General features: G+C 72.9%; 19 protein-coding genes and 2 pseudogenes. 9 read left to right on the top strand and 12 right to left on the bottom strand.

Annotation, left to right across the window (positions count from 1 at the left end):
* Positions 1-43 precede the first annotated feature (43 nt).
* Positions 44-1,219 (top strand): DMT family transporter, encoded by a 1,176-nt coding sequence (locus tag Sfulv_RS25960; RefSeq protein WP_173316895.1) that lies wholly within the window; start codon positions 44-46, stop codon positions 1,217-1,219.
* Here the strand turns inward: Sfulv_RS25960 and Sfulv_RS30785 are convergent.
* From Sfulv_RS30785 to Sfulv_RS25945, 3 genes and pseudogenes are all read right to left on the bottom strand, one after another.
* Positions 1,189-2,501 (bottom strand): annotated as a pseudogene (locus tag Sfulv_RS30785) (transglycosylase family protein). The gene Sfulv_RS25960 and the pseudogene Sfulv_RS30785 overlap by 31 nt on opposite strands.
* An 810-nt stretch (positions 2,502-3,311) precedes the next feature.
* A complete protein-coding gene (locus Sfulv_RS25950) occupies positions 3,312-4,787 on the bottom strand; it encodes a UDP-N-acetylmuramoyl-L-alanyl-D-glutamate--2,6-diaminopimelate ligase (protein ID WP_173316894.1) in 1,476 nt (491 codons plus the stop codon).
* A 243-nt stretch (positions 4,788-5,030) separates the two neighbouring features.
* Positions 5,031-5,183 carry a hypothetical protein gene (locus Sfulv_RS25945; RefSeq protein WP_173316893.1) on the bottom strand — a complete coding sequence of 51 codons (153 nt, stop codon included), beginning with the start codon at positions 5,181-5,183 and terminating at the stop codon, positions 5,031-5,033.
* 161 nt (positions 5,184-5,344) lie between these two features.
* On the opposite strand from Sfulv_RS25945, the gene Sfulv_RS25940 reads away from it, so the two are divergent.
* The 4 genes from Sfulv_RS25940 to Sfulv_RS25925 all read left to right on the top strand — a co-directional run bounded on the left by Sfulv_RS25940 (position 5,345) and on the right by Sfulv_RS25925 (position 9,282).
* Complete coding sequence (locus Sfulv_RS25940; protein WP_246353238.1) at positions 5,345-5,854, top strand: DUF5709 domain-containing protein; 510 nt, start codon at positions 5,345-5,347, stop codon at positions 5,852-5,854.
* Positions 5,855-5,914: 60 nt separating this feature from the next.
* A complete protein-coding gene (locus Sfulv_RS25935; RefSeq protein WP_173316892.1) occupies positions 5,915-6,100 on the top strand; it encodes a hypothetical protein in 186 nt (61 codons plus the stop codon).
* A 52-nt stretch (positions 6,101-6,152) separates the two neighbouring features.
* Complete coding sequence (locus Sfulv_RS25930; protein WP_256669116.1) at positions 6,153-7,793, top strand: PucR family transcriptional regulator; 1,641 nt, start codon at positions 6,153-6,155, stop codon at positions 7,791-7,793.
* A 109-nt stretch (positions 7,794-7,902) separates the two neighbouring features.
* Complete coding sequence (locus tag Sfulv_RS25925) at positions 7,903-9,282, top strand: type III PLP-dependent enzyme domain-containing protein (protein WP_173316890.1); 1,380 nt, start codon at positions 7,903-7,905, stop codon at positions 9,280-9,282.
* A gap of 559 nt (positions 9,283-9,841) precedes the next feature.
* Here the strand turns inward: Sfulv_RS25925 and panD are convergent.
* From panD to Sfulv_RS25890, 8 genes and pseudogenes are all read right to left on the bottom strand, one after another.
* A complete protein-coding gene (gene panD, locus Sfulv_RS25920) occupies positions 9,842-10,270 on the bottom strand; it encodes an aspartate 1-decarboxylase (protein ID WP_173316889.1) in 429 nt (142 codons plus the stop codon).
* 209 nt (positions 10,271-10,479) lie between these two features.
* A complete protein-coding gene (locus Sfulv_RS29840; RefSeq protein ID WP_218578063.1) occupies positions 10,480-10,698 on the bottom strand; it encodes a hypothetical protein in 219 nt (72 codons plus the stop codon).
* Between the two features lie 77 nt (positions 10,699-10,775).
* Positions 10,776-12,218 carry an MFS transporter gene (locus Sfulv_RS25915; protein WP_173316888.1) on the bottom strand — a complete coding sequence of 481 codons (1,443 nt, stop codon included), beginning with the start codon at positions 12,216-12,218 and terminating at the stop codon, positions 10,776-10,778.
* A 51-nt stretch (positions 12,219-12,269) separates the two neighbouring features.
* A complete protein-coding gene (locus Sfulv_RS25910) occupies positions 12,270-13,112 on the bottom strand; it encodes an SAM-dependent methyltransferase (RefSeq protein ID WP_173316887.1) in 843 nt (280 codons plus the stop codon).
* A 61-nt stretch (positions 13,113-13,173) separates the two neighbouring features.
* Entirely contained in the window at positions 13,174-14,796 is a 1,623-nt protein-coding gene (locus Sfulv_RS25905; RefSeq protein WP_173316886.1) for a serine hydrolase domain-containing protein, read from the bottom strand.
* Between the two features lie 2 nt (positions 14,797-14,798).
* On the bottom strand, positions 14,799-15,824 hold the full coding sequence (locus tag Sfulv_RS25900; RefSeq protein WP_173316885.1) for an LLM class flavin-dependent oxidoreductase: 1,026 nt from the start codon (positions 15,822-15,824) through the stop codon (positions 14,799-14,801).
* 94 nt (positions 15,825-15,918) lie between these two features.
* A pseudogene (locus Sfulv_RS25895) lies at positions 15,919-16,404 on the bottom strand (HAD-IA family hydrolase); the annotation flags it as partial.
* Positions 16,405-16,532: 128 nt separating this feature from the next.
* Positions 16,533-17,699 carry an aminotransferase class I/II-fold pyridoxal phosphate-dependent enzyme gene (locus Sfulv_RS25890; RefSeq protein WP_173316884.1) on the bottom strand — a complete coding sequence of 389 codons (1,167 nt, stop codon included), beginning with the start codon at positions 17,697-17,699 and terminating at the stop codon, positions 16,533-16,535.
* Positions 17,700-18,004: 305 nt separating this feature from the next.
* Between Sfulv_RS25890 and Sfulv_RS31285 the strand changes: the two genes are divergently transcribed.
* Genes Sfulv_RS31285 through Sfulv_RS25870 form a run of 4 tightly spaced genes read left to right on the top strand, consistent with a single transcriptional unit; the run spans position 18,005 to position 21,898 of the window.
* Entirely contained in the window at positions 18,005-18,628 is a 624-nt protein-coding gene (locus Sfulv_RS31285; protein WP_305961387.1) for an acyl carrier protein, read from the top strand.
* An 18-nt stretch (positions 18,629-18,646) separates the two neighbouring features.
* A complete protein-coding gene (locus Sfulv_RS25880; protein ID WP_173316882.1) occupies positions 18,647-20,029 on the top strand; it encodes an alkaline phosphatase family protein in 1,383 nt (460 codons plus the stop codon).
* Entirely contained in the window at positions 20,026-20,475 is a 450-nt protein-coding gene (locus Sfulv_RS25875; RefSeq protein WP_173316881.1) for a type II 3-dehydroquinate dehydratase, read from the top strand. The genes Sfulv_RS25880 and Sfulv_RS25875 overlap by 4 nt, the downstream gene beginning before the upstream one ends.
* Positions 20,476-20,524: 49 nt before the next feature.
* On the top strand, positions 20,525-21,898 hold the full coding sequence (locus tag Sfulv_RS25870) for an alkaline phosphatase family protein (RefSeq protein ID WP_173316880.1): 1,374 nt from the start codon (positions 20,525-20,527) through the stop codon (positions 21,896-21,898).
* Between the two features lie 20 nt (positions 21,899-21,918).
* Here the strand turns inward: Sfulv_RS25870 and Sfulv_RS25865 are convergent, their stop codons facing one another.
* A complete protein-coding gene (locus Sfulv_RS25865; RefSeq protein WP_173316879.1) occupies positions 21,919-22,860 on the bottom strand; it encodes an ROK family protein in 942 nt (313 codons plus the stop codon).

Below are 22,860 nucleotides of genomic sequence, written 5' to 3'. Positions count from 1 at the left end.
TGGGACGACGACTCGGCGGCCCCGACAGGACATCGTGGTCTGTATGAGTTCCCTCGCGCTGTCTGTGCTCCTGTCACTGGTCTCCGCGGTCGCCTACGCGGCCGGGGCGATCGTCCAGGAGCGCGTCGCCGCGGGCGGGGACGGCCGCTCGTACACGACTCTCCTGCGCAACGCGGCCTGGTGGGCCGCTGTCGCGCTGAACGGGGTGGGCGCGGTGCTCCACGTGGTGGCGCTCGCCTACGGGCCTCTGAGCCTCGTCCAGCCCCTCGGTGCCCTGACGATCGTGTTCGCCCTGCCCATGGCCGCGCTGTTCGTGCGCCGCAGGGCGGGGACCACGGCCTGGCGGGGCGCGGTGACGGCCACCGTCGGCCTGGCCGGACTGCTGGCCCTGACGGGGAGCGCGCAGTCGCACACGCTGGGCGCCTCCGAGCAGGCGATGCTGGCGGCGGTGACGTTCGGCGGCGTGGCGGCGCTCTTCCTTCTCGCCAGGGGGCTGCGCGGACCGATGGTGCGCAGTGTCCTGCTGGCGACCGGCGCCGGGATCGCCTTCGGGATGGGCTCGGTCTTCACCAAGACCGTGGCCGTGGAGTGGACCTCCGGCTCCGTGGGTTCCGGCCTGCCGACCCTGCTGGTGATCGCCGGTCTCGCGGCGGCGGGGCTCCTGCTGTCCCAGTCCGCGTACCGGGGCGCGGGTCTGACCGCCCCGCTGGCGGTCGTGACGGTCGTGAACCCGGTGGTCGCGGCGGCGGTGGGGATCACCCTCTTCGGTGAGCACTTCCGTTTCGGCCTGACGGGCACCCTCCTCGCGCTGGTCTCCGGCGCGGTGACGGCGGGCGGTCTCGTCCTGCTCACCAGGGAGCGGCTCGGGGCCGAACGGACCCGCACCGCGCCGGACGCGGTACGCACCGCCGCGCCCGGCGCGGCGGACGGCGGGGCCCACAGTGTGCCCGTGCCCCGGAGCCCGTCCGGCCGACTGCCGGAACTCGCGAGCCCGCCCGCGCCTTCGTCGCCCGTCGGAGCGCGCCCCGCAGCCGCCGGCCGTCCGTCTGCCGAGGTGGCGGCCACGGCTTCCTTTCCGGCGCCGAACTCCCTGCCGCCGGCCCTGACGCCGCCCCAGGGGCGGCGCGTGGTGGGCGGCGTGGCGTTCGGCGGGCCCGCGAGCGGAGGCGACCGGCGGACCGGTTCGGTTCAGATCCTGACGCCGCCCGCCCTGAGGTAGGCCAGGGGGTCGACGTCGGAGCCGTAACCGGGGCCGGTGCGGATCTCGAAGTGCAGATGCGGACCTGTGCTGTTGCCCGTGGAGCCCGAACGGGCGATCCGCTGACCGCCGCCGACCTGCTGGCCGGCGCGCACGTTCAGCGCGGACAGGTGCGCGTACTGGCTGTACCTGCCGTCGCCGTGCCGGATGACGACCTCGTAGCCGTACGCCCCGGCCCAGCCGGCCGATACCACCGTCCCGGCGGACACGGCCCTCACCGAGGTGCCGGTGGGGACGGGGAAGTCGACTCCGGTGTGGTAGCCGCTGGACCAGGAGCCGGACTGGCGGTACGGGGTGCCCGTGCGGGCCGCCACCGGGGCGCTGAAGCCTGAACTCTTCTCCACGCGCTCGGACGCCCGGTCCGAGCGGACGGTCTTCTTCTGCTCCTGCCCGGCTTCCTTCTTCTGCTCCTGCTTCGCCGTCTTCTCGGGCTGCGGCTTCGCTTCCCGCTCGGGCTGCGGCTTCGCCGTCTTCTCCGGCCGCGGCTCCGCTTCCCGCTTCTGCTGGACCTCGGGGGCCGCCGGCCGCTTCGGGGCCGGCGCGGCGGCCGCGGGCTTCCGGGCGGTTCCCCGCGCCTTGGCCACGTCCAGGCTGAGCCGCTGCCCGGGAAGGATCAGGTCGGGGTCGTCCCCGACGATCTGCCGGTTCGCGGCGTAGAGGCGCTGCCAGCCCCCACGGACGTCCTCGGTGGTGGCGATGCCGGAGAGCGAGTCGCCGCGGGCGACCGTGTACGACTCCCGCAGGCCGGGCACGGTCGTCGGTGTCGCGGGGGCCGCGGTCTTCGGCTCGGCGCGCGGAGCGCTCCTCTGCGGCGCGTCCGCCGGTCTGGTCCCCAGCGACTGGGGGCGAGGTCGGGGGCGTCGCCTCCGCGGGTCAGCCCCGCGCGTACGGAACAGGTCGGCCAGGCACCAGGGCCCTGGCCGTCCAGCACCTTCTCGGCCACCGCGATCTGCTGGTCCCTGGTGGCGAGGTCGGCGCGCGGCGCGTAGGCCGTGCCCCCGTACGCGGCCCAGGTGGACCCGGAGAACTGCAGGCCGCCGTAGTAGCCGTTGCCCGTGTTGACGTGCCAGTTGCTGGTCGACTCGCAGGCGGCGACCTTCTCCCACACGTCCGCCGAGGCGGCGCCCGCCGACGCGGCGGTGATGAACGGCAGCGCGATGCCCGCGCCGCCGGCCGTCACCGTGAGCGAGACACGGTTGATGCGGCTGGGCTGATATCTGCGGTGCCGTCCGTTCGCGGCCATGATTCGGCTTCCCCCCTGGCTGTCGGACACGTGACAATCGGTCAACTTAGGCGTAGCAGCGGGTCGATGACAAGGGAGCTAGGGGCGCGCGGGGGCGAAACCGCGCGCCCCCGCGCGCAGGGGTGCCTGCCGCCCCTGGCCGTACACGCGGTGTTCACGGCCCGGCCAGCGGGAAGCCCGCGGTGCGCCACGGGGCGCGGAGTGGGTCGGCCGGTGCCTCGCCGTGTGTTCTCCGGCGCCGTACTCCCCGGCGCCCCGGACCTCACCGGACCGCTGCCCGCGCCGGTCGGGCGGCCGGCCGGGGTCTCCGTGGGCGGCGAAATCCGCCCAGGCCCGCGCCATCCGCGCGGGGGCTCGTGGTCGGCCGGGCTCGGCGGGCCGCCGATCAGGAGGTAGGTGTCCGGGTCGTCGGGGGTGCCGAAGGCGAAGGGGACGTCCGCGCTGCGTCAGGCGTGGACCGGTTCGTCCCTGCCGCCCCGGCGCCGGTCGAAGCGGGCCGGGTACGCCGTGCCGCCCGCACGGGCGTAGGACTCGGCCGGTCCGCTGCTGCATACGGCTGTATACGGCGAAGAGCAGATCTCCGTACACCGCCGGGAAGATGCCGAGGACCGGGGCGCCGAACACGAGGGCGCGGCAGTCGTCGACAAGCGTCCGTGCGGCCTCCGTGGTGCGCACCCACGTCGCCGCTCCCCCGGTCGCCTCACGCCCCCCGGGCTCGGGTTCAGCAGGTCAGGGGCCTGTCCCGGCGGCCAACACCTTATTCGTCGCGATCGGCGCGTCCGGGAGGCGAGTGGGGCGGCGTCGCGCGCCCTACACCTCGGTGAGTTCGCGGACGGTCGCCATGTCGCTGAAGGGGAGCAGGGCGTCGCCGACGATCTGATGCGGCTCGCTGCCCTTACCCGCGATGAGCACGATGTCGTCGGGTCCCGCGACGGAGAGCGCGAAGGCGATCGCCTCGCGCCGGTCCACGAACCGTTCGAAGGGGGTTCCGGTCGCGGTGAGGGCCGGTGCGATCTGGTCGAGGATGTCCTCGGGGTCCTCGTGGCGGGGGTTGTCCGAGGTGAGGACGCACAGGTCCGAGCCGGTGCCCGCGATCGTTCCCATGTCGGCCCGCTTGGTGGTGTCGCGGTCGCCGCCGCAGCCGAAGACGGTGATGACCCTGCCCGCGGCGAAACCGCGAATGGTCGTCAGGACCTTGCTCAGGGAGTCCGGGGAGTGGGCGTAGTCCACGATTACCGAGGTACCGGAAGGGGTGGTGACCCGCTCGAAACGGCCCGGGATCTGCGGCATCTGTTCGAGCGCGGCGACCAGTCCGGCCAGGTCGTGGCCGAGGACGTGGCAGGCGGCCACCGTGGCGAGCGCGTTGGCCACGGAGAAGCGGCCGGGCGAGGGGATCGCCGCCGGGTACTTGCGGCCGTCGTGGTGCAGGGTGAACCGGGTGCCCGACGCGTCGACCGCGAGGTCGGTGGCCCGGTAGTCCGCCTCGGCGTCCAGGGCGTACGTGGTCACGGCGTCGGGCGCGGCGTCGCGGATCGCGGCACCGACCGGGTCGTCGACGTTGATCACCGCGTGCCGGCACAGGCCCTGGAACAGCCGGAGTTTGGCGTCCCGGTAGTTCTCCATCGTCCCGTGGTCGTCCAGGTGGTCCTGGGTCAGGTTGGTGAAGACGCCGACATCGATGAAGGTGCGGTCCACGCGGTGCGTCAGCAGACCCATGGAGGTCGCCTCGAGCACCACGGTGCCGACACCGCGGTCCCGCATGTGGCCCAGGATGTACTGGAGGTCCGGGGTCTCCGGGGTCGTCAGGACCGACTGCGGCATCGGGATCAGCTCGTCACCGATCCGGCTGCCCGCCGTCCCGATGACGCCGGCCTTCGCGCCCTCGGCGATGCGCAGCACGGACTCGACCATGTACGAGACCGAGGTCTTCCCGTTGGTCCCGGTGATCGCGATCATGTCCATCTGCCGGCCGGGCTCACCGAAGTAGCGCGAGGCGACGACGGCCGCCGCGGCCCGGATGTCGGGCACTCTGACCACGCACACGTCCGCCGCGGGCACCGGGTGCTCCGGTACGTCGGCGCCGACGAGCACCGCCGCCGCACCGCGGGCGACCGCCGGAGCGACGGCTTCGGGGCCCCCGCCCTGGTAGCCGGGTACCGCGACGAACAACGAGCCGGGCGCGGCCAGTTCGGCGTCGAACGTCGTGCCCGCCGTGATCGACGTCCGCGTGGGGTCGCCCTGGAGAATCTGGTGTTCCTGTCCGGCCAGCAGCTCGCTCAGCTTCACAGTGATCCCTTCGAAGTGGCTCGGCCCGTGGTGCGGCGTCGCCGGACAGCAGCACGGGCGGTGTTCCGCAAGCTGCGTGGTGATGTGGAACCGTGGGGGTCGTCGCGCGTTCCCGGAGGAACGGGACGCGACAGGTTCAGCGGGGCAGGACGCCCGCTGTGTTCGGGGAGGGGCAGCGGTCAGGGGCGAGTCCCCCGCGGGAGCCGCCAGGAGTCACCGACCGTGACCGGATGGAGAAGATCGCTAGCCGTGACCGTGCAGAGCGGTACGGCCGGTCCCGGGAGCGCCGACGCCGTCGGTGCTCACCGGCCCGGTACCCGTCCTACGCGCCGCGGCCGGGCGCAGCACGGCGGTGGCCTGCGGCAGGCTCTCCCTCGTGGCACGTCTACGACCCATGAGCCGAGTGTACGTCCGGTCGGACCTTTCCTGTTCCGCCCGGGATCCCGCCCCGCCGCTCCATGGCCGGCGGCGCCGGGTCCCTTCCGTTGGCGGCTCCCCGCGTACCGGAGTGGAATTGCGTACAGAGGGCCCGTCGCCCCGGACGAGAGGACACCGCGATGACCGACAGCGAACGGGGGGACGATGTCTACCAGCCACAGGAAGCGGAAGCCTCCGACCCGAACGAACTCCTCGGTCCCGAGGACACCCTGGACGTCTCGGACGTCACCGATCTCCTGGACGCGGGGTACTCCCCGCCGGAGCGGCCGTGGGCCGTCGACGAGGAGGGCACCACCGCGGCGGAACAGCACGAGGGGGAGTCCCTGGACCGGCGCCTCACGCGTGAGCTGCCCGATGTCTCCGATGCGGACGAGGGCCCCGGTGACCTGTCCGAGGGGGACGGGGAGCTCTGGGACGCGGAGGTCGGCGTCGTCCGGGCCGGCCGGCTGACACAGCAGGCGGACGGCGGCGTGCCTTCCCCACCGACCGCTCAGGACGTGGGCATCGACGGGGCCGCCGCGTCGGCGGAGGAGGCCGCCATGCATGTCGTCGACGACGACGCGGAGCCGCTGGAGGGAACTCCGCTGGACGACGAGTCCCCGCCCGCCGGAGAGGTGACGACGCGCTGAACGCGCTGTCGCCGCCGTACGCACCGGTCAGTCCGCCCCGGCGCGACCCCCGCAGAGTCGGTGAGCGCACCGCAGATGACCGGCGCCGCGCGCACGGGCGTCACAGGGCTCCACCCGATGCGCCGCCGTGACGACGCCCCGCCCGAGCTGCTGAGTCTGCTCCCCGGCGAGCGGTCCGCCCGGGAGGCCGGGGGCGCCCAGGACGACTGGCGGGCGGTGGTCACCGAGGCGGGACGCCCAGCTTGAAGAGCCCGTCTGGGTCGCTCCCCCGCGGCCGCCCGCTCGTATGCTCGGTCGCGTGACCAGCCGACCGCCTCACCACGTGCCGGTGCGGGGCAGCACGCTGCGCGACATCCTCGCGTTCGACGACAGCGGCAGGCTGCGGCTCCTGCTGGCGCCGGCCGGCCAGGACGTCGCCGTGCGGGGCGTCGTGTTCGGTGACGAGGAGGGCACGCGGTCGGCCGAGGCGTGCGCCGTGCTGGCGGTGGGGCCGCCGGTCTCCTCCGCCGGGGCGGTGGCCGCGGTGCGCGGGGCGGCCGGGCGCGGCGCGGCAGCCGTGGTGCTGCGCGAGACGGAGGGCGTGCTCCCGGCCCCCGAAGTGCTGGCTGCCGCCGAGGAGTCGGGACTCGCCGTGCTGGCCCGGGCGGCGTGGGCGGACTGGACCGACACCGCGGCGCTCCTGCGCTCCGCGCTGTCGTACGCGGGCACGGATCGCGTCGAGGGGCCGCCGGAGATGCCCGACGCCGCGGCGGGCGGTCTGAGCGCGCTCGCCGCCGCCATCGCCGAGTACACGGGTGGCGCGATCACCATCGAGGACACCCGGTTCCGGGTGCTGGCGCATTCCGCCACCCGGTCCGAGGCCGACGGGGTCCGCCGCTCCACGATCCTCGGCGGGCGGGTCCCCGAGTGGCGGGTCGCCGAGCTGCGCCGCAGCGGAATCCTGCACGCGCTGTGGACCTCCCGGGACGTCATCCACCGCCCCGCTGACGGGGACAGCCCGGAACGCCTGATCATCGCCGTTCGCAGCGGGCCGGAGGTGCTCGGCTCCATCTGGGTCGCGGCCGACGGCCGCAGCCTCTTCCCGCGGGCACCGGACGCCCTGCGCCGGGCGGCGGAGGTCGCGGCCCCGCACCTGATCAGCCACCGGCTGCGGGAGAGTGCGGCCGTACGCCGCAGGGACCACGCCCTGCGCGGGCTGCTGTACGGCCGGGGGGACGCGCGTACGCACGCCTGGTCTCTCGGCCTGTCCCCCGACGCCCCCTGTGCGGTGCTGGCAGTCGAGCGGGCGGACGGCGCCCTGCCGCCCTCCGCCGGTCGCACCCTGGACGTGCTGGCGCTCCAGGCGGCCTCGTACCGCTCGACGGTGCTGGTGCTCCGCGAACCGGAGCGGCTGCTGATCCTGCTGCCCGTGGGCAGCGCCCAGGACCGGGACGTCGTGCGGCTGGCGAAGGAGCTCGACGCGCTCGCGGTGTCGCTGCCGGGGGGCGCGCCCGTCCGGGTGGGGGCGGGTTCGGTCGTCTCTTCCACGCTCGGCGCCGCCGCGTCGTGCGAGGAGGCGCTGCTCGTCCTGCGGGTGCTGCGCGGGAGGGGTGGAGGGGCTGAGGGCGAGCCGCGCTGGGCCACGGCCGCCGGGCTGGGCCCCTCACTCGATGTCCTGCGGGTCCTGGACGCCGCACGGCCCCTGTGGGAGGCGGGCAGCGGGCCGGTGCACGATCTCGTACGGGCCGATCTGTCGGCCGGTGGCGAGCTCGTCCGCTCGCTCGCCGCCTACCTCGACACCTCGGGCGATGTCGCCCGGGCGGCACAGCGGCTCGTCCTGCACCCCAACACCCTGCGCTACCGGCTGCGGCGCGCCAGGGAACGGTTCGGTGTGGACGTCGACGACCCGGACACCCGGCTGCTCCTCATGCTCGGCGTCCGCCTGACGGCCGAGAACTGAGCACTTCGGTATGATTTGTCAGGACGCTTGCCCGTCCGGCCAAGGGTGAGGGCGAGGCTTGGCCGGTTCGACGAAGAACTGTGGGGCGGCCATCGACGACTCTCGCGGTATGACGCAGACGAACTCTCCGATCCCCGCTTCTCCGGCCGGTTCCCCGCAGTTCGCCGACGTGGTCCGCCAGGCCGTCGCGGACGGCCTGCTGGGCGAACGGCAGCCCGTCGCCGGATTCATCGACACCGACGGGGTACGCACGTCCGTGGCCGCGCTGCGGAACGCGTTCCCCGCCATGCCCCATACGCTCCACACCTTCGCCGCCAAGGCGTCCTCACTCGTGCCCGTCCTGCGGCTGCTCGCCGCCTGCGGCATGGGATGCGAGGTCGCGAGCCCCGGTGAACTGCGGCTGGCGCTCGACGCGGGATTCCCTCCCGCCGACATCGTGCTCGACTCCCCCGCCAAGACGCGCCAGGAGATCCGGCTGGCGCTGGCCCTCGGGGTCGCCGTGAACGCCGACAGCTTCGACGAACTGCGGCGGATCGACGAACTGCGCACCCGGGACTCGGTTTCCGTCCTCGGGCTCCGGGTCAATCCGCAGGTGGGCGGCGGTTCCATCGAAGCGATGAGCACCGCGACGGCGACCTCCAAGTTCGGAGTGGCGCTCCACGACGAGGGCGCGCGCGAAGCGGTCGTACGGGCTTTCACCGAGCGGCCGTGGCTGACCAGGCTGCACGCTCATGTCGGCTCGCAGGGCTGCCCCCTGGAGCTCATCGCCCGGGGTATCGCGCAGACGTACGAACTGGCCGAGGAGATCAACGGCTCGCTGCGCACCCAGCGCGTCACCAGCATCGACATCGGCGGCGGCCTGCCGGTCAATTTCGCCGACGACACGGTCCGGCCCTCGCACGCCGACTACGTGGCCGCGCTGCGGGAAGCGGCGCCCGGCCTCTTCGACGGCCGCTATGCGCTGGTCACCGAATTCGGCCGGTCGCTGCTCGCGAAGAACGGCTTCATCGGCGCGCTCGTGGAGTACACGAAGGACGCGGGCGGGCGCCGGATCGCGCTCACCCACGCGGGCGCGCAGACCGCCACCCGTACGGTCTTCATGCCCGACGCCTGGCCGCTGCGCGTCGGTGCGTTCGACGCGCAGGGACGCCCCGCCGCCGGGCCGCTCCTGGTGCAGGACATCGCGGGACCGTGCTGCTTCACCGGAGACGTCGTGGCACACGGCCGGGAACTGCCCGAACTGCGGGAGGGCGACTTCGTCGTGCTGTACGACACCGGGGCGTACTACTTCTCCACCCCGTGGGCGTACAACAGCCTGCCCAGGCCCGCGGTGTACGGCTTCAGCCGGGGGGCGGGAGGGAAAGGGGTGCGCTTCGCCCCGGTGCGCGACGCCCAGTCCCTGGACTCGATCGCGAGGGAGAGCGGACTGGCGCACGCCGACTCCCTCACACGGCTCGGAGCGGGGGCGCGGGCGGGAGGTGAGCAGTAGCCGGCACTGCCCGGCGGACCAGCAGAGGGCTCGGACCGCTCACGTCTCGAAGCCGACCCGGACCCCGGGGCCGGCCCGGGCCCTGGAGGCTGCCGGTCTCCCGGCGCGCGCTCCGGGCCCGCCCGGCAGCCGTGCGCGGACGCCGAACCGGCCGCGACCGTCCGATCGGCGCACCGCTCCGGCTCAGCCGGCCGGCTGGGGGGCGGGCTCGGGCTCCGGCGCCGGATCGGGATTCGGCGCGGGCGGCTGCGGAATCGGGTCGGGCGCCGGACCGGGCGGCACCGGGCCCGGCGGTACGGGGTCGGGGGCCGGCGGCCCGGGAGCGGGCGGCGTCGGCTGCGGATGCGGCAGCGGACCGGGCGGCCCGGGAACGGGGTTGGGCGTCGGCGGGGGCGGCAGCGGGTCGGGATACGGGTGGGTCATCTCGGTTCTCCAAGCCTCCGGGTCGTACGGTGCACAGCAGCTCCACCGTCTCCCGGAGCGGCTGCCCGCGCCTGCCGAGTCCACACACCCGAAGCCGTCTCACCTCGCCTGGAGCACTCCGCGCCGCCGCCCTCCCTCACTTCGCCGCGGCGGGGACGGCGTGCGGGCTGCGCTCGGTACGGCTGCCCGGGACCGGCGCCGAGGCGTCCGCGCCGAGCGCGACGATGCGGTTGTCCGCGTCGACGTGGACGATGCGCGGGGTCAGCGCACGGGTCTCGGCATCGTCGACCTGCGCGTAGCTGATGAGGATGACCAGGTCACCGGGGTGGACCAGGTGGGCGGCGGCCCCGTTGATGCCGATGACACCCGAGCCGCGCTCACCCTCGATGACGTACGTCTCCAGGCGGGCGCCGTTGTCTATGTCCACGATGTGCACGAGCTCACCGGGCAGCAGGTCGGCGGCTTCCATCAACGCGGCATCGACCGTCACGGAACCGACGTAATGCAGGTCGGCCTGGGTGACGGTGGCACGGTGAATCTTGGACTTGAACATCGTACGCAGCATCGTGGTACTCCTGGCGTTAGGCTCCCTGCCTGCGTTTTTGCAGGTCAAGTGCTGTTTACCTACCCTACAACGAGTCGCATGTTCGGGCAGCGTTCCCCAGGTCTCTCAGGACTCATGCTGACCACTTGCCGACTTTCCTGACGCTTCGTCAGGCGGGATCGGGAAGACCCACTCACCCTCCCCAGCTCCACCTCAACGACTCCTCAAGCCTACGCGGCGCGGCAACCCAGCAGCGAATCCCGGGTCAGCGAATCGCCGATTCTCACGACCATGGCCACGGCCCGCCCGACGACTCCTCGGAGCAGCACGGAGGGGGCGCCATGAACCTTCCCCGGCGAGACCCCTGCCGACTCGGCAACGTCCTTGCGTCGCCGCCCCTCGCCGGACCGCAGCACGATCCGCGCACGCAGTGCCACATCGGCCGTCACGTGACGAGCGAGCTCGCCAAGTCGCGGAGGTGTGGCCGAGTGTCACCGCCGCAGGCAGGCTTCGGAGGGCCGGGTGGTCACGGGGTCGCCGTGCTTCGTGGCGACCGAGGCAGCAGCACGATCAGCGCCATGCTCAGCACGATGGCCACCCCGGACCCGAAGAATGCGCTCGCATAGCCCGAGGTCAGCGCCTCCAGGCCGGTCTCGCCCCGATCGGTGCGGCCGGCGGCCAAGGACGACAGGACGGACAGCCCGAGTGCGCCGCCCATGGTGCGCGAGGTGTTGACGAGACCGGCCACAACGCCCGACTGCTCCAGGGGCACCCCCGCGGTGGCGAAGACCGACTGGACGGTCATCATCACACCGGCACCGAAGGAGAACGCGATGCCGGGGCCGAGCATGGTGGCCAGGAAGCTGCCGTCGGCCTCCATGGTCGCCTGCCAGAAGAAGCCCGCCGCCGTCAGCACACTGGCGAGCGCGAGGAGCGTGCGTCCGCCGACCCAGCGCATCATCCGGGGCGCGAGCTGTGCGGAGAGGATGACGGCGAAGGTGTGCGGCAGCAGCGCGAGCCCGGTCTCCACGGCCGAGTACTTCAGCACGTTCTGCATGTACAGCGACAGGAAGAACCACATCGCGTAGAAGGCCATGCCGCTGACGAGGGTGATGACGTTGGCCACGGACACCGACCGCACGCGGAAGATCCCGAGCGGGACCAGCGGCTCCGCCGCGCGGCGCTCCACGGCGCAGAACGCCGCCAGCGCGGCGAAGCCGAGGAACAGGAACGACAGGGCCTGGGCCGATCCCCAACCGTGCGACTCCGTCTGGGAGATGCCGTAGGCCACGCTGCCCGCGCCGAGCGTCGCCAGGACGGCTCCGGGAACGTCGAGCCGATGCCGGCCCGTCTTCCCGGGCCGGCTCTCCGCGAGCCACAGTGCCGACGCCACGATCACCAGCAGCCCCAGCGGAACGTTGATCAGGAGGACCCAGCGCCAGGAGAGGAAGTCGGTGAGTACACCCCCGATGAGTCCACCGGCCGCGCCGCCGCCCGTTCCCACAGCCGTCCAGATCGCGATCGCGCGGACGCGTCCGGTGCCCTCCGGGAAGGTCGTGGTGAGGATCGTGAGGGTGGCGGGCGACAGCACGGCCGCGCCAAGGCCCTGCAACGCGCGGGCCACGATCAACATCCACGACGAGGTCGCGAGACCGCCCATCAGGCTGGCCGCGGTGAAGATCCCGAGCCCGACGAGATACACGCTCTTGCGCCCGAACAGGTCGGAGGCCCGGCCGCCCAGCAACAGCAATCCGGCGAAGGTGATCACGTACGCGTTGACCACCCATTGCAGGCTTCCCGCACCGATGTCGAGCCCCGCGCGGATGGACGGCAGCGCGACGTTGATCACCGAGATGTCGAGGACGACGACAAACTGTCCCACGCACGCGGCGAACACGGTGATCCACGCAGGTCCGCCCCGACGTGAATCGGCCGGGACGGAGTTCACTTCAGAAGTCATGGGTGACATGACCCGTCATTGTGCCGGTGGTTCGCGGACCGACGGTCACATCGCGCCATCTCAGCGGCCGGGTCGCACGGCCACGACGAGGAGATGGCCGAACTCCTCGACGTCCGTCATGTCGGCCGGATCGAACTGTTCCACCAGTTCGCCACCGTAATCGGCCGCGAGCTGCTGCGCGGAGCCGTTGATGCGCGCGGACAGCTCGATGAAGGTACGGCGCAGGGTGGGTCCGCTGATGTCGGTCAGCTCGTCGAACCACAGTCCGGCCTGACGCAGCAGGGGCGGGTAGTCCTCCGCCTGGACCATCGTCATCATGAACTCGCGCAGATACCGCTCGACGGCGGGCCGTCCCGAGTCGGGGATCGGTGCGCGTTCGAAGAAGTCGGTGAGCACGAGCCGTCCGCCCGGCCGGAGCACCCGGGCCACCTGACGGAGGACGCGGGCCCGGTCGGGCATGTGGATGATGGACTCCAGGGCAATCACGGCGTCGAAGGAGCCGGCGGCGAACGGCAGGTCCATCGCGTCGGCCCGTTCGAACCGGACCCGGTCCGCCAGACCTCGGTCGGCGGCCAGCGCCGTGGCCCGCTCGACCTGCTTGTGGCTGATGGAGATGCCGGTGACGTCGGCGCCCGTGCGGTCGGCGATGCGGAGGGCGGGGCGGCCCGTGCCGCAGCCGAGGTCGAGCACCCGGGAGCCGGGGCCGATGTGCAGGCGGTCCGTCATCAGGTCGGTCAGCCGGTCGGTGGCCTCCGTCAAGGGCACGGGGCTGTCCGGGGTGTCCCAGTACCCGAAGTGCAGGTTCTCGCCCAGCGTGGCACTGCCGAGGTCGGTGTAGCGGTCGTAGAGCCGGCCGACCTCGTCGGGGACGGGCAGGGCGGGCGGAGCGGGCTGCTGTGCCATGGGACGCCTCTCTGTTCTGCGGAGTACGGGGAAGTCGGGGCTGGTCCGGAATTCCGGGGCCTCAGGTCAGTCGGAGGTCCTGGTAGACGGCATCGGCGATCCGGAGGATGCGCTCGCGGTGCCGTTCGTGCTCCACCTTGCCGTTCAGGTGGACGGCCACGGTGAGCCGGGCCTCCGGGTCGGCAAAGACGACTGCGGTCCACAGCCCGTCGTGACCGAAGGCGCGTGGCGAGGCATGGCGCGAGAAGCTCGTGTACGCGGAGCCGAGCGAGCGGCATTCGAGGCGGAATCCGAAACCCCAGTCGGCGTTTCCGTACCGGTCGGTCAATCCGGTGCGATGGCGGGCGGTGAGCGCGGCCGTGGTCGTCGGCGCCAGGACGCGTCCGCCGGGCGCGGTCCCGCCGCCCAGCATCATCTCGAACAGGCGGCCGAGATCGCTGAGGGGACCTCGGGTGTTCACTCCGGGGACGCAGCGCGTGGTGGCGCCGCGCGTCGACCAGAAGTAGGTGGGCTGCGGTACGTCACCGAGGTTGGACACGTGGATGAGCGGGAGCTGGTCGCCGTACGCCGCGTACTCCTCGGAGGTCAGACGCACCCGGGTGCGGTCCATGCCGCAGGGGCGCAGGATCTGCTGCTCGACGAAGTCGACGTAGTCACGGCCGTCGATGGCGGGCAGCAGGCGGGCCAGTACGAACCAGGCCCACCACTGGCTGTAGGCGATGCCCGGCCGGTCTCCGGGACTTCGGGCCGGGACCGGCACGTCGAGGGCGCGCCGCAGCCGTTCCGCGTCCGGGCCCGTCACGACCCCGTGCAGCGGGTCCAGGCCCGTGGCCAACGGACCGGTGTGGCAGAGCAGCTCCATCGCGGTGATGCGGGACTTGCCCTTGGTGCCGAACTCGGGCAGGTACTCGGCGACCGGTCGGTAGGGGTCGAAGTCACCGGCCTCCCACAGGCGGCCGAGAGCGACCGAAAGCAGCGGCTTGGCACAGCAGTACCACAGGGGTGCGGACCGCGCGGTCATGGCGACGCCGGGCCGGGCCAGACCGAGGCCGACGTCGGCCAGGACCTCGCCGTCCCGGGATACGTAGAACTGCGCTCCCGGCGTGGACGTGCCCACCTCACGGCTCAGCTCACGCAGGGTGTCGGGCAAGGCGTCACCGGCCCGGAGGAGGGCCTCCCGGTCGGCCTGGGCCGTGCCGGTCTCCTGGGCCGTGCCGGTCTCCTGGGCCGTGCCGGTCTCCGGCTGAGGCTCGGCCCACGACGGGTGCCCGGGCGGTACGGCGGTGGCTGCGCGCAGGGCGGCGACATGGCCGCTGCGGTCGCGCTGCAGCGCAGCGTCGATGAAGAACAGCAGGCTGAAGTTGCCGGTGATCGTGACGTCCCCTGTTTCCAGCAGCTCCGCGCGTGGCCGCGCGGCGCCGAGCAGGAGGGTGTGAGCGGCGGCGTACGGCAGAGCGATCAGCAAAGCGGGTGGCTCGCCGGCCGCCGGCGTGACCGCGAGCCGGCCGGCCTCCAGGTCGACGTGCGCGTCGACCGTGGCATGGACGCCGGGAGGCGGGTCGGTGACCGTCAGGCGGAGAGCGACGGTGCTGCGCCGGCCGGGGTCGGGTGCGGGATCCAGCCCGGCGGCCAGGCGGAGCCAGGCGTCCGACAGGTAGCCGGCGGTGGCTGTGGTCGTCGGCACGTCTACGCCTCCCCGGTGTCCGTGCCGCGGGCGGGCGCCTGCACCCGCGGGGCGATCTCTTCGGCGACCCGGCGCAGGCTCTCGGTCTCCGGGTAGTCGCGGAACCACAGGACGAACTCCGTCGCCCCGGCAGCGACGTAGCGCCCGGCGCGTTCGAGGAGCTGTTCGACGGTCCCGTACAGGCTGCGCCGGGCCAGCAGGTCGGGGTGGTGGCTCCAGAACGCCACCACGTGCGGGGTGGACAGCCATCGGTCCCGGCTCACCCGGTTCTCGAAGACCCGGCACTCGGCGAGGACCGCGTGGCACGTCCGGGCCGGGTCCAGGCCCAGCTTCTCCCGCCGGACGCCGAACGCTGCGACGGCGTGCGCCACTTCACCGGGTTCGCCCTGCCACTGCACGGCGGCGCACTCGCGGACCGCGGCCTCCGGCAGCAGGGCGGCGGCGTCGGGGAAGGCCGCGTTCGCCCGGACCACCAGGGGCAGCCGGGTCCGGACCGGGGCGGGTACGGCATGGGCTCCCGCGAGGGTGACGGTTTCCCCGTCGAGGGTGGTGCGGACGCCGGACCACAGGGCCCGCAGCGCCTCGATCGTCTCGGCGAGGGCGGACCCGGTGCCGCTTCCGGGGCGGGCGGTGCCCGCGGCGACGTGTTCCGGCAGTTGCGGGGCCGTGGACAGCCCCAGGGTGAGGCGGCCACCGGAGATGATGTCGGCGCCCGCCGCCCGCTTCGCGAGCAGGAGGGCGTTGCGGTGGGGCGGGGCCGGGCTGAGCAGGCCCAGGCCGATGTCGGGGACGGTCGCCGCGAGGGCGCCGAGTGCCGTCCAGCTCTCGGTCACCGGCTGTGGTTCCCGGCGCGGCAGCGTGTCCGTGCGGTCCTCCAGCCACAGCGTGTCGTATCCACATGCGCGGGCCAGCTCGGCGGTCTCCACCAGGGTGCGCCATGCCTCGGCTCCGGAGAGCCCGGCCAGTTCGAGATTGGTGCCCTGCGGGGCGACGAGGCTCCAGCGCGGGCGGGCGGCCCCCGTGCTCATCGGTCCGCCCCGCTGGGGACGAGCGCCAGCAGGTCGACGGGGCCCTCCAGCACGAAGTCGGGGCGCTCCGCGCGCAGGGGATCCGCTTCGGTCTCCCCCACAGCGCCGCGGCGGTAGCCGTTCCGGCTGCCCGGCCGCTCTGGATGTCGATGACGGCGTCCCCCACCATCACGGCGTCCTCGGGCCTGGCGCCGAGCCGGCGCAGCGCCTCGCGGACGATGTCGGGGGCGGGCTTGGGCCGCGGCACCTCGTCGCTGCCGACGACCGTGTCAAGGAGGGGAAGCAGACCCACCACCTCCAGGACGGCGCGCGCCCGCGCCCCGGACTTTCCGGTAGCGATGCCAGTACGGACGCCGGACTCCCGCAGCCGTTTCAACAGCAGGGGGACGTCCGGGTAGACCTCGACCTCGGCGATGAGCCGGTGGCTGGTCTCGACGAAGGGCCGCTCCATCCCCAAGGGCAGGCCCATCAGGCGCATGATGTCCGGAAAGTAACGTCCTTGATGGGTGCGGTACTCGTCGAAGGGCGGCTCTCCCTCGCCCACGGCCTCCCGGTAGGCGGTGGCGAATGCCTGGCGCATGACCGCGAAGCTGTTGATGAGCACCCCGTCCAGGTCGAAGACCACCGTGGCGAACTCACGCTGAACCGTCATCTGCTTTCCCCTGCCTGCCTGCCGGACTTGACTGGGTGTCCCCTGTGCGCGGCGGCTCAAGTGCGGGCCACGACCTCGGCGAACACCTCGGCGAGCCGGTCCACCGTGGCCGTGTCGGCGAGCAGCACCCGGTGGTGCAGCCACACGCAGTCGCCGCCGATCTCCTCGGCCACCGGGCAGCGCTTGCCGATCTCGTCGGCGTCGCCGGAGTACGGGCCCTGCCAGTAGCCGGACGTGCGGTAGACCGGAGGGAAACCGACGAACGCGGGGATGCCGTGCGCGTTCAGCGCGTCCACCACGGCGGTGCGGCGCTCGGGCTGCACCCCGGGGAGCCGCACCATGGCCATGTAGTGCGACTTCACGTCACAGCGGTCGTCCCGGCCCTGCGGCACCACACCGGGGATCCGCGCGAGCGCCGCCTCCAGTTGGCGGGAGCGCTGCTCGCGTACGGCGATCTGCTCCTCCAGGCGCGTCAGTTGTGCCCGCAGAACGGCGGCCGAGAACTCGTTCATGCGGTAGTTGGATCCCTGGGTGAGGTGGGCGTAGACGCGGTCGCCCGGCGGGCGCCCGCAGCCGTGCCGCAGGTACGCCTGCCGGTGGCTCTCCTCGTCCGGCAGCAGCAGGGCGCCGCCCTCCCCGGCCGTCATCAGCTTGCCGTTCTGGAAGCTGAACGCCGCCATCGAACCGAACTCGCCCATCCGGCGGCCGTGCCAGCGCGCCGCGTGCGCGTGCGCCGCGTCCTGGAGGACGGTGACGCCGGTCGCCTCGGCGAGCTCCGCCAGCGCGTCGAGGTCCGCGACCTGACCCGCCATGTGCACCGGCATGACGGCCTTGGTGCGCGGGGTGACGAGCCGGGCGGTGGCATCGACGTCGAGGCAGTAGGTCTCGGGGTGGACGTCGGCGGGCACCGGGACCGCGCCGAGCCGCTGGACGGCGAGCGAGGAGGCGATGAAGGTGAAGGCGGGCACGACGACCTCGTCACCGGGGCCCACGCCGAGGACGGACAGCGCCAGTTCGAGGGCGTGGGTGCCGTTGGTGGTGGCGATGGCGTACGGCGCCCCGTGCAGCTCGGCGAACTCGCGCTCGAAGCTGTCGACTTCACCGCCCCCGTTGCGCCACCAGCCCTCCTGGTCCAAGGCGCGTAACAGACCTTCGCGTTCCTCCTCACCGGCTTGCGGCCACGCGGGGAACGTCAAGGTGGGCTGGGCCGGAGCGGATGCCATGAACGGGCCTCTCATCGTCTCGGTCGGTGTGCGGCGCGCGGTACGGCGACGACTCCCTGGCCGCTGCCTTTCCGGCGGCGGAGTACGAAGCGCGGGCCGAAGAGCGAGTCCGTCGGTCGCGGCGACGAGGCGGGGCCTCGGGGCGGCGTTCTGACGAGGGATTCCGGGGCGAGTACGCCCCGGTCGAGCTGCGCTGACGAAAACGGGCAGACGGTGGAGGGCGAGCTGGGTCGCCCGGCGGTCCAAATCCTGCAAGCTCCACCGAACCGCGTCAACACCACGACGGAGAGGTCGCGTCCGCCGCGGTGCGCACGGTTGCTTTTCTGCCAGCCCCAAGCCGCCGGTACCCGGCCGGGACATCGGCATACGCCGTGCCGGGGCGGGTGTTCTCCGCCGTCCGGCCCGCGCCGGAGGAATGGCCAGAACACACGCCTCAACCGAAAGGTCATTCCGCCTATTGTGGTTCCCCGCCCACAAGTCCGACGGTGCCTCGGTCACATTCCCGTGCCGCCCGTTCGCGTTTCCTCGCAGGCCGGCGGTCTTTCCGGGCCGGTCCACGGTCCCCGCCGACGGCCCTGTCCGCGCGGGCTTCCCTGCCGCTGTCCGCCGGCCCCGCACCGCCGCCCGTACGGTTCACGTCTCCGCTGAAAGGACGCTCCGCCGTGGAAGAGATAAAGGCTCGGCTACGCAGGTTGCTCGTGGACTCACTGGAACTGTCCGTCGAACCGTCCGGCGTCCCCGACCACGGGCTCGTGCAGGCGCTGGGACTGGATTCGATCAACACGATCGAGTTCCTGATCTGGGTCGAGAGCGAATTCGGGGTGGAGATAGCCGACGAGGATCTCTCGATCAAACTGATCGACGACCTCGACCTGCTCGGCGCCTATGTCAAGGACCGCATGGACCGCACCGGCGCACCCACCGCCTGACGAACGGAGACAGCGGACATGGCCGAGCGCGCCCTGATCATCGGGATCGACGGAATGCCACGCACCCTGCTGACCGCGCTCGCGGCGGAAGGCGTCCTGCCCCGCGTCGGCGGGTTGCTCGCCGAGGGGTACTGCGCCGAGCTGCGGGCTCCGGTGCCGGAGATCAGCTCCACCTCCTGGGCCACCTTCCTCACCGGAACCAACCCCGGCCGGCACGGCGTCTTCGGATTCACCGACCTCATGCCCGACGCGGGCTACCGGATGCATTTCCCGAACCTGGCGCATCTGCGCCAACCCCCGCTGTGGGCGCTGACCGCCGCTGCGGGCTGGCGTACGGTGTGTCTCAACGTCCCCGGCACCTATCCCGCCCCGGCCGCCGACTGCGTCGTGGTCTCCGGATTCGTGGCGCCCCGGATGGAACAGGCGGTCACCCCGGCCAGGCTGCTTCCCGTGCTGCGCGGCTTCGGCTACGAGCTGGACGTCGAGGTCGGTGACGTGGCGAAGGACCCCGAAGGGTTCCTCGGACGGGCGGCGCGGGCCCTGCGGGCGCGCACCGACGCCATGGAACACCTGCTCACGCACGAGCCGTGGGACCTGGGCGTGGCGGTCATCACCGAGACCGACCGGGTGCACCACTTCCTGTGGCGGGCCGTGGCCGACCCCGCCGACCCGCTGCACGGGGCCGTACGGGACTTCTACCGGCTGGTCGACTCCTGTGTCGGCCGGCTCGTCGACCTGTGCCGGGACGACGATGAGCTGTTCTTCGTCAGCGACCACGGCTTCGGCCCGGTCGACCGGCAGTTCTACGTCAACTCCTGGCTGAGGGAGGCCGGGTACCTGGCCCCGCTGAGCGCCGCGCCCACCCTCGCCGCCGGCCTCGACGCCCGTACCCAGGCATTCGCTCTCGATCCCGCGCGGATCTACCTGCACCGCGAGAAGCGGTTCGCGGGCGGCGGGCTCACCGACTCCGAGGCGGAGGCACTGGCCGAGGAGATCGGCGCCGAACTGTCCGCGCTGCGCAGTGACGGCGAGCGGGTCGGTGCCGAGGTGGACGGTCCCCTGCTCATCTCGCGGGTGTACCGGTCCGATGAGCTGTACGACGGTCCGCTGGTGGATCAGTCGGCGGACCTGCTGGCGCTGCCCGCGCCGGGCGTACAGCTGCGCGGCGGCTGGGAGGGCACGGCCCTGCTGCGCTCCGACACGCTGACCGGCACCCACACCAGGGAGGACGCCGTGTTCTACCGGCGGGGCGCCCAGGCCCCGCCGGAGGCCGCCGGGGTGTCCCCGGAGCCGTTCGACATGGTGGACGTGGCGCCGACCGTGCTCGCCTCGATCGGTATCCGGCCGCTGGGGCTCGACGGCAGGGCCGTCCTCGGAACCGGTGAGGTGGGACCCGAATGAGCCATGTTCTGTTGCTCAACGGTCCCAACCTCGGCACGCTCGGCACCCGCCAACCGGAGATCTACGGCACCACCACGCCGGCCATGATCGAGGCCGATGTGGCCGAGGAGATCTCCGCCCGGGGCTGGCGACTGGTCGCCGAACAGCGGAACGGTGAAGGCGAGTTGATCGATCTGCTCCAACGGCACGGTGACGCGGTCGGCGCGCTGGTGAACCCCGGGGCGCTGATGATCGCCGGCTGGGGCCTGCGGGACGCGCTGGCCGACTTCGCGCCGCCCTGGATCGAGGTCCACCTGTCCAACGTCTGGGCGCGCGAGAGCTTCCGGCACACGTCCGTCACCGCCCCGCTCGCCGCGGGCGTGGTCATGGGCATGGGCGCCCTCGGCTACCGCATCGCCGCCCGGGCCCTCACCCGGCTCGTGCCCCCGGCGGACGAGCCGGACTGACCTCCGGAGAGCCCACCCCGACCCCCGTCCCCAGAGAGAGGGAGGAATCATGCCCCAGCCCGGCAGGGTGGCCGTCATCGGACTCGACTCGGCGACACCACAGTTCATGTTCGACCGGTTCGCCGAGGACATGCCCGTTCTCAGTGCCTTGCGGCAGCGCTCGCTGTGGGGCCCGATGCGCAGCGTCGACCCGCCCATCACCATGCCGGCCTGGTCGTGCATGATGTCCGGCCGGACGCCGGGCGAGCTCGGGGTGTACGGCTTCCGGGACCGTGCGGCCCACGACTACGGCCCGCTCGCCTTCGCCACCTCCCGCAGTATCAAGGCGCCGCGGATCTGGGACGAGATGACGGCCGCGGGCCGGGACAGCGTGGTTCTGGGCGTGCCCGGCACCTATCCGACGACCCCGATCCGCGGCGCGATGGTCTCCTGCTTCCTGGCCCCCTCGACCCGCGCCGAGTACACCTCGCCGCCCGCGCTGCGCGACGAGCTGGAGAAGCTGACCGGCGGCTACTCGCTCGACGTGGAGAACTTCCGCTCGCCCGAGCTGGAGCGGGTCTCCCAGCAGATCTTCGACCTCACCGAGCAGCGCTTCAAGGTGGCCCGGCATCTGGCCGCCCGCCAGGACTGGGAGTTCTTCTCCTTCGTCGACATGGGCCCGGACCGGTTGCACCACGGCTTCTGGAAGTACTGCGACCCGGAGCATCCCCGCCACGAACCGGGCAACCCCTACCAGAACCTGTTCCGCGACTACTACCGCGCGTTGGACCGGCACATCGGCGACTTCCTGGAGTGTCTGCCGGAGAACACCTCCGTCCTGGTGGTCTCCGATCACGGGGCGCAGCCCATGGTCGGAGGGCTTTTCATCAACGAGTGGCTGCGGCGGGAGGGGCTGCTCGTCCTGGCGAAGGAACCGGACGGGCCGACGCCGATGGCTCAGGCACACGTCGACTGGAAACGGACCACGGCGTGGGCGGAGGGCGGCTACTACGGCCGGATCTTTCTCAACGTGGAGGGCCGCGAACCCGAGGGCATCGTGCCGGCGCGGGAGTACGACGACACCCTGGCCCGGATCGCCGGCGCGCTGGAGCGGCTGCCCGACGACCGGGGCGAGCCGATGGGCACCCGGGCCCTGCGCCCCGAGCAGCTCTACCCGGAGGTCAACGGCATCGCCCCCGACCTGCTGGTCTACGTGGGCAACCTGCGCTGGCGCGCGCTGGCCACCCTGGGCATGGGCCAGGGGCTTTACACCACCGAGAACGACACCGGCCCCGACCACGCCAACCACGGTGACACCGGCATCTTCCTGCTCGACTCGCCCGGCGTCACCCCGGGTCCGGCCGATGGCCTGTCGCTGTACGACGTGGCCCCCACGCTACGGGAGCTGCTGGGGTTGCCGGGAGGCGGACAGCTGCCCGGGTGAGCCGGGGAGGACCGGGCACGTCATGACGACGGCCGGCCGGCCCGGGTGCCGGCCGGCCGTGCCGTGCCTCCCGTGCGGGCCAGCAGAACGGCTCCGTGCAGCGAGGCGTCGGCGCCGTGGGCGGCGCGGCGGATCGCGGGAGGGACGACGCCGGGACGGGTGAGCCGCCGGGTCTCCGCACGGATCCGGCCGATCAGGCCCGGTGTTCCGTGACCGAATCCACCGCCTACGCGGATCTCGCGACACTGAAGGAGTTCACCGAGGTTGACGGCCGTGACCGCCAGGGCCGCCGCCGTCTGCCACAGTGGCCCTGTGGCCCAGGGGCGGCCCTCGGCGAGACCGGTGCGGAAGGCTGCCGCGTCCACCGGGGCGCCGCGCAGGACGGCGGCCCGGAGCAGGGTCGCGGTACCGGAGGCCACGGCCTGGAGGCAGCCGGTGCGCCCGCAGACACAAGCGGCGCCGCCGGGATCGATCAGCATGTGACCGATCTCGGCGGCGCCGCCGGACGGACCGGTGTGCAGCCGCCCACCGAGGACGATGCCGCCGCCCACGCCGGTGCCCAGGCCCAGATAGGCCAGGTCGGGCACGCCGGAACGGGCGGCTTCCGCGAGGGCTGCCAGGTTTCCGTCGTCCTCCCGGACCACAGGGACCCCTGGCAGCACCCGTTCCAGCACCGCGTCGAGGCGCAGCGCGGTCCAGCTGGGCCGGGAGGGCCAGGCGGTGATCCTGCCCTCCCGTACGGTGGCCGGCAGTGCGAGGCCGGCCGCCCGTATGCCGGTGAGCCCGTCGAGGTGGGCGTCCGCCGCGATCCGGGTCACGGCCGAGGCGAGCGCGTCGAGATCGGCGTCGGCGTCGCCGTCCCGGGGCCAGGAGAACCGGAGCCGGACCGGGTGCGCGTAGTCGGGCCGCTCCAGGAGCAGCGCGACCTTCGTGCCACCGATGTCGATTCCGAGGTACGGCAC

It is taken from the genome of Streptomyces fulvorobeus (genome assembly GCF_013167895.1).
Lineage (GTDB): Bacteria > Actinomycetota > Actinomycetes > Streptomycetales > Streptomycetaceae > Streptomyces > Streptomyces fulvorobeus.
The sequence above is the reverse complement of the archived record's forward strand: the minus strand, read 5'-3'. Positions and strand labels throughout refer to the sequence as shown.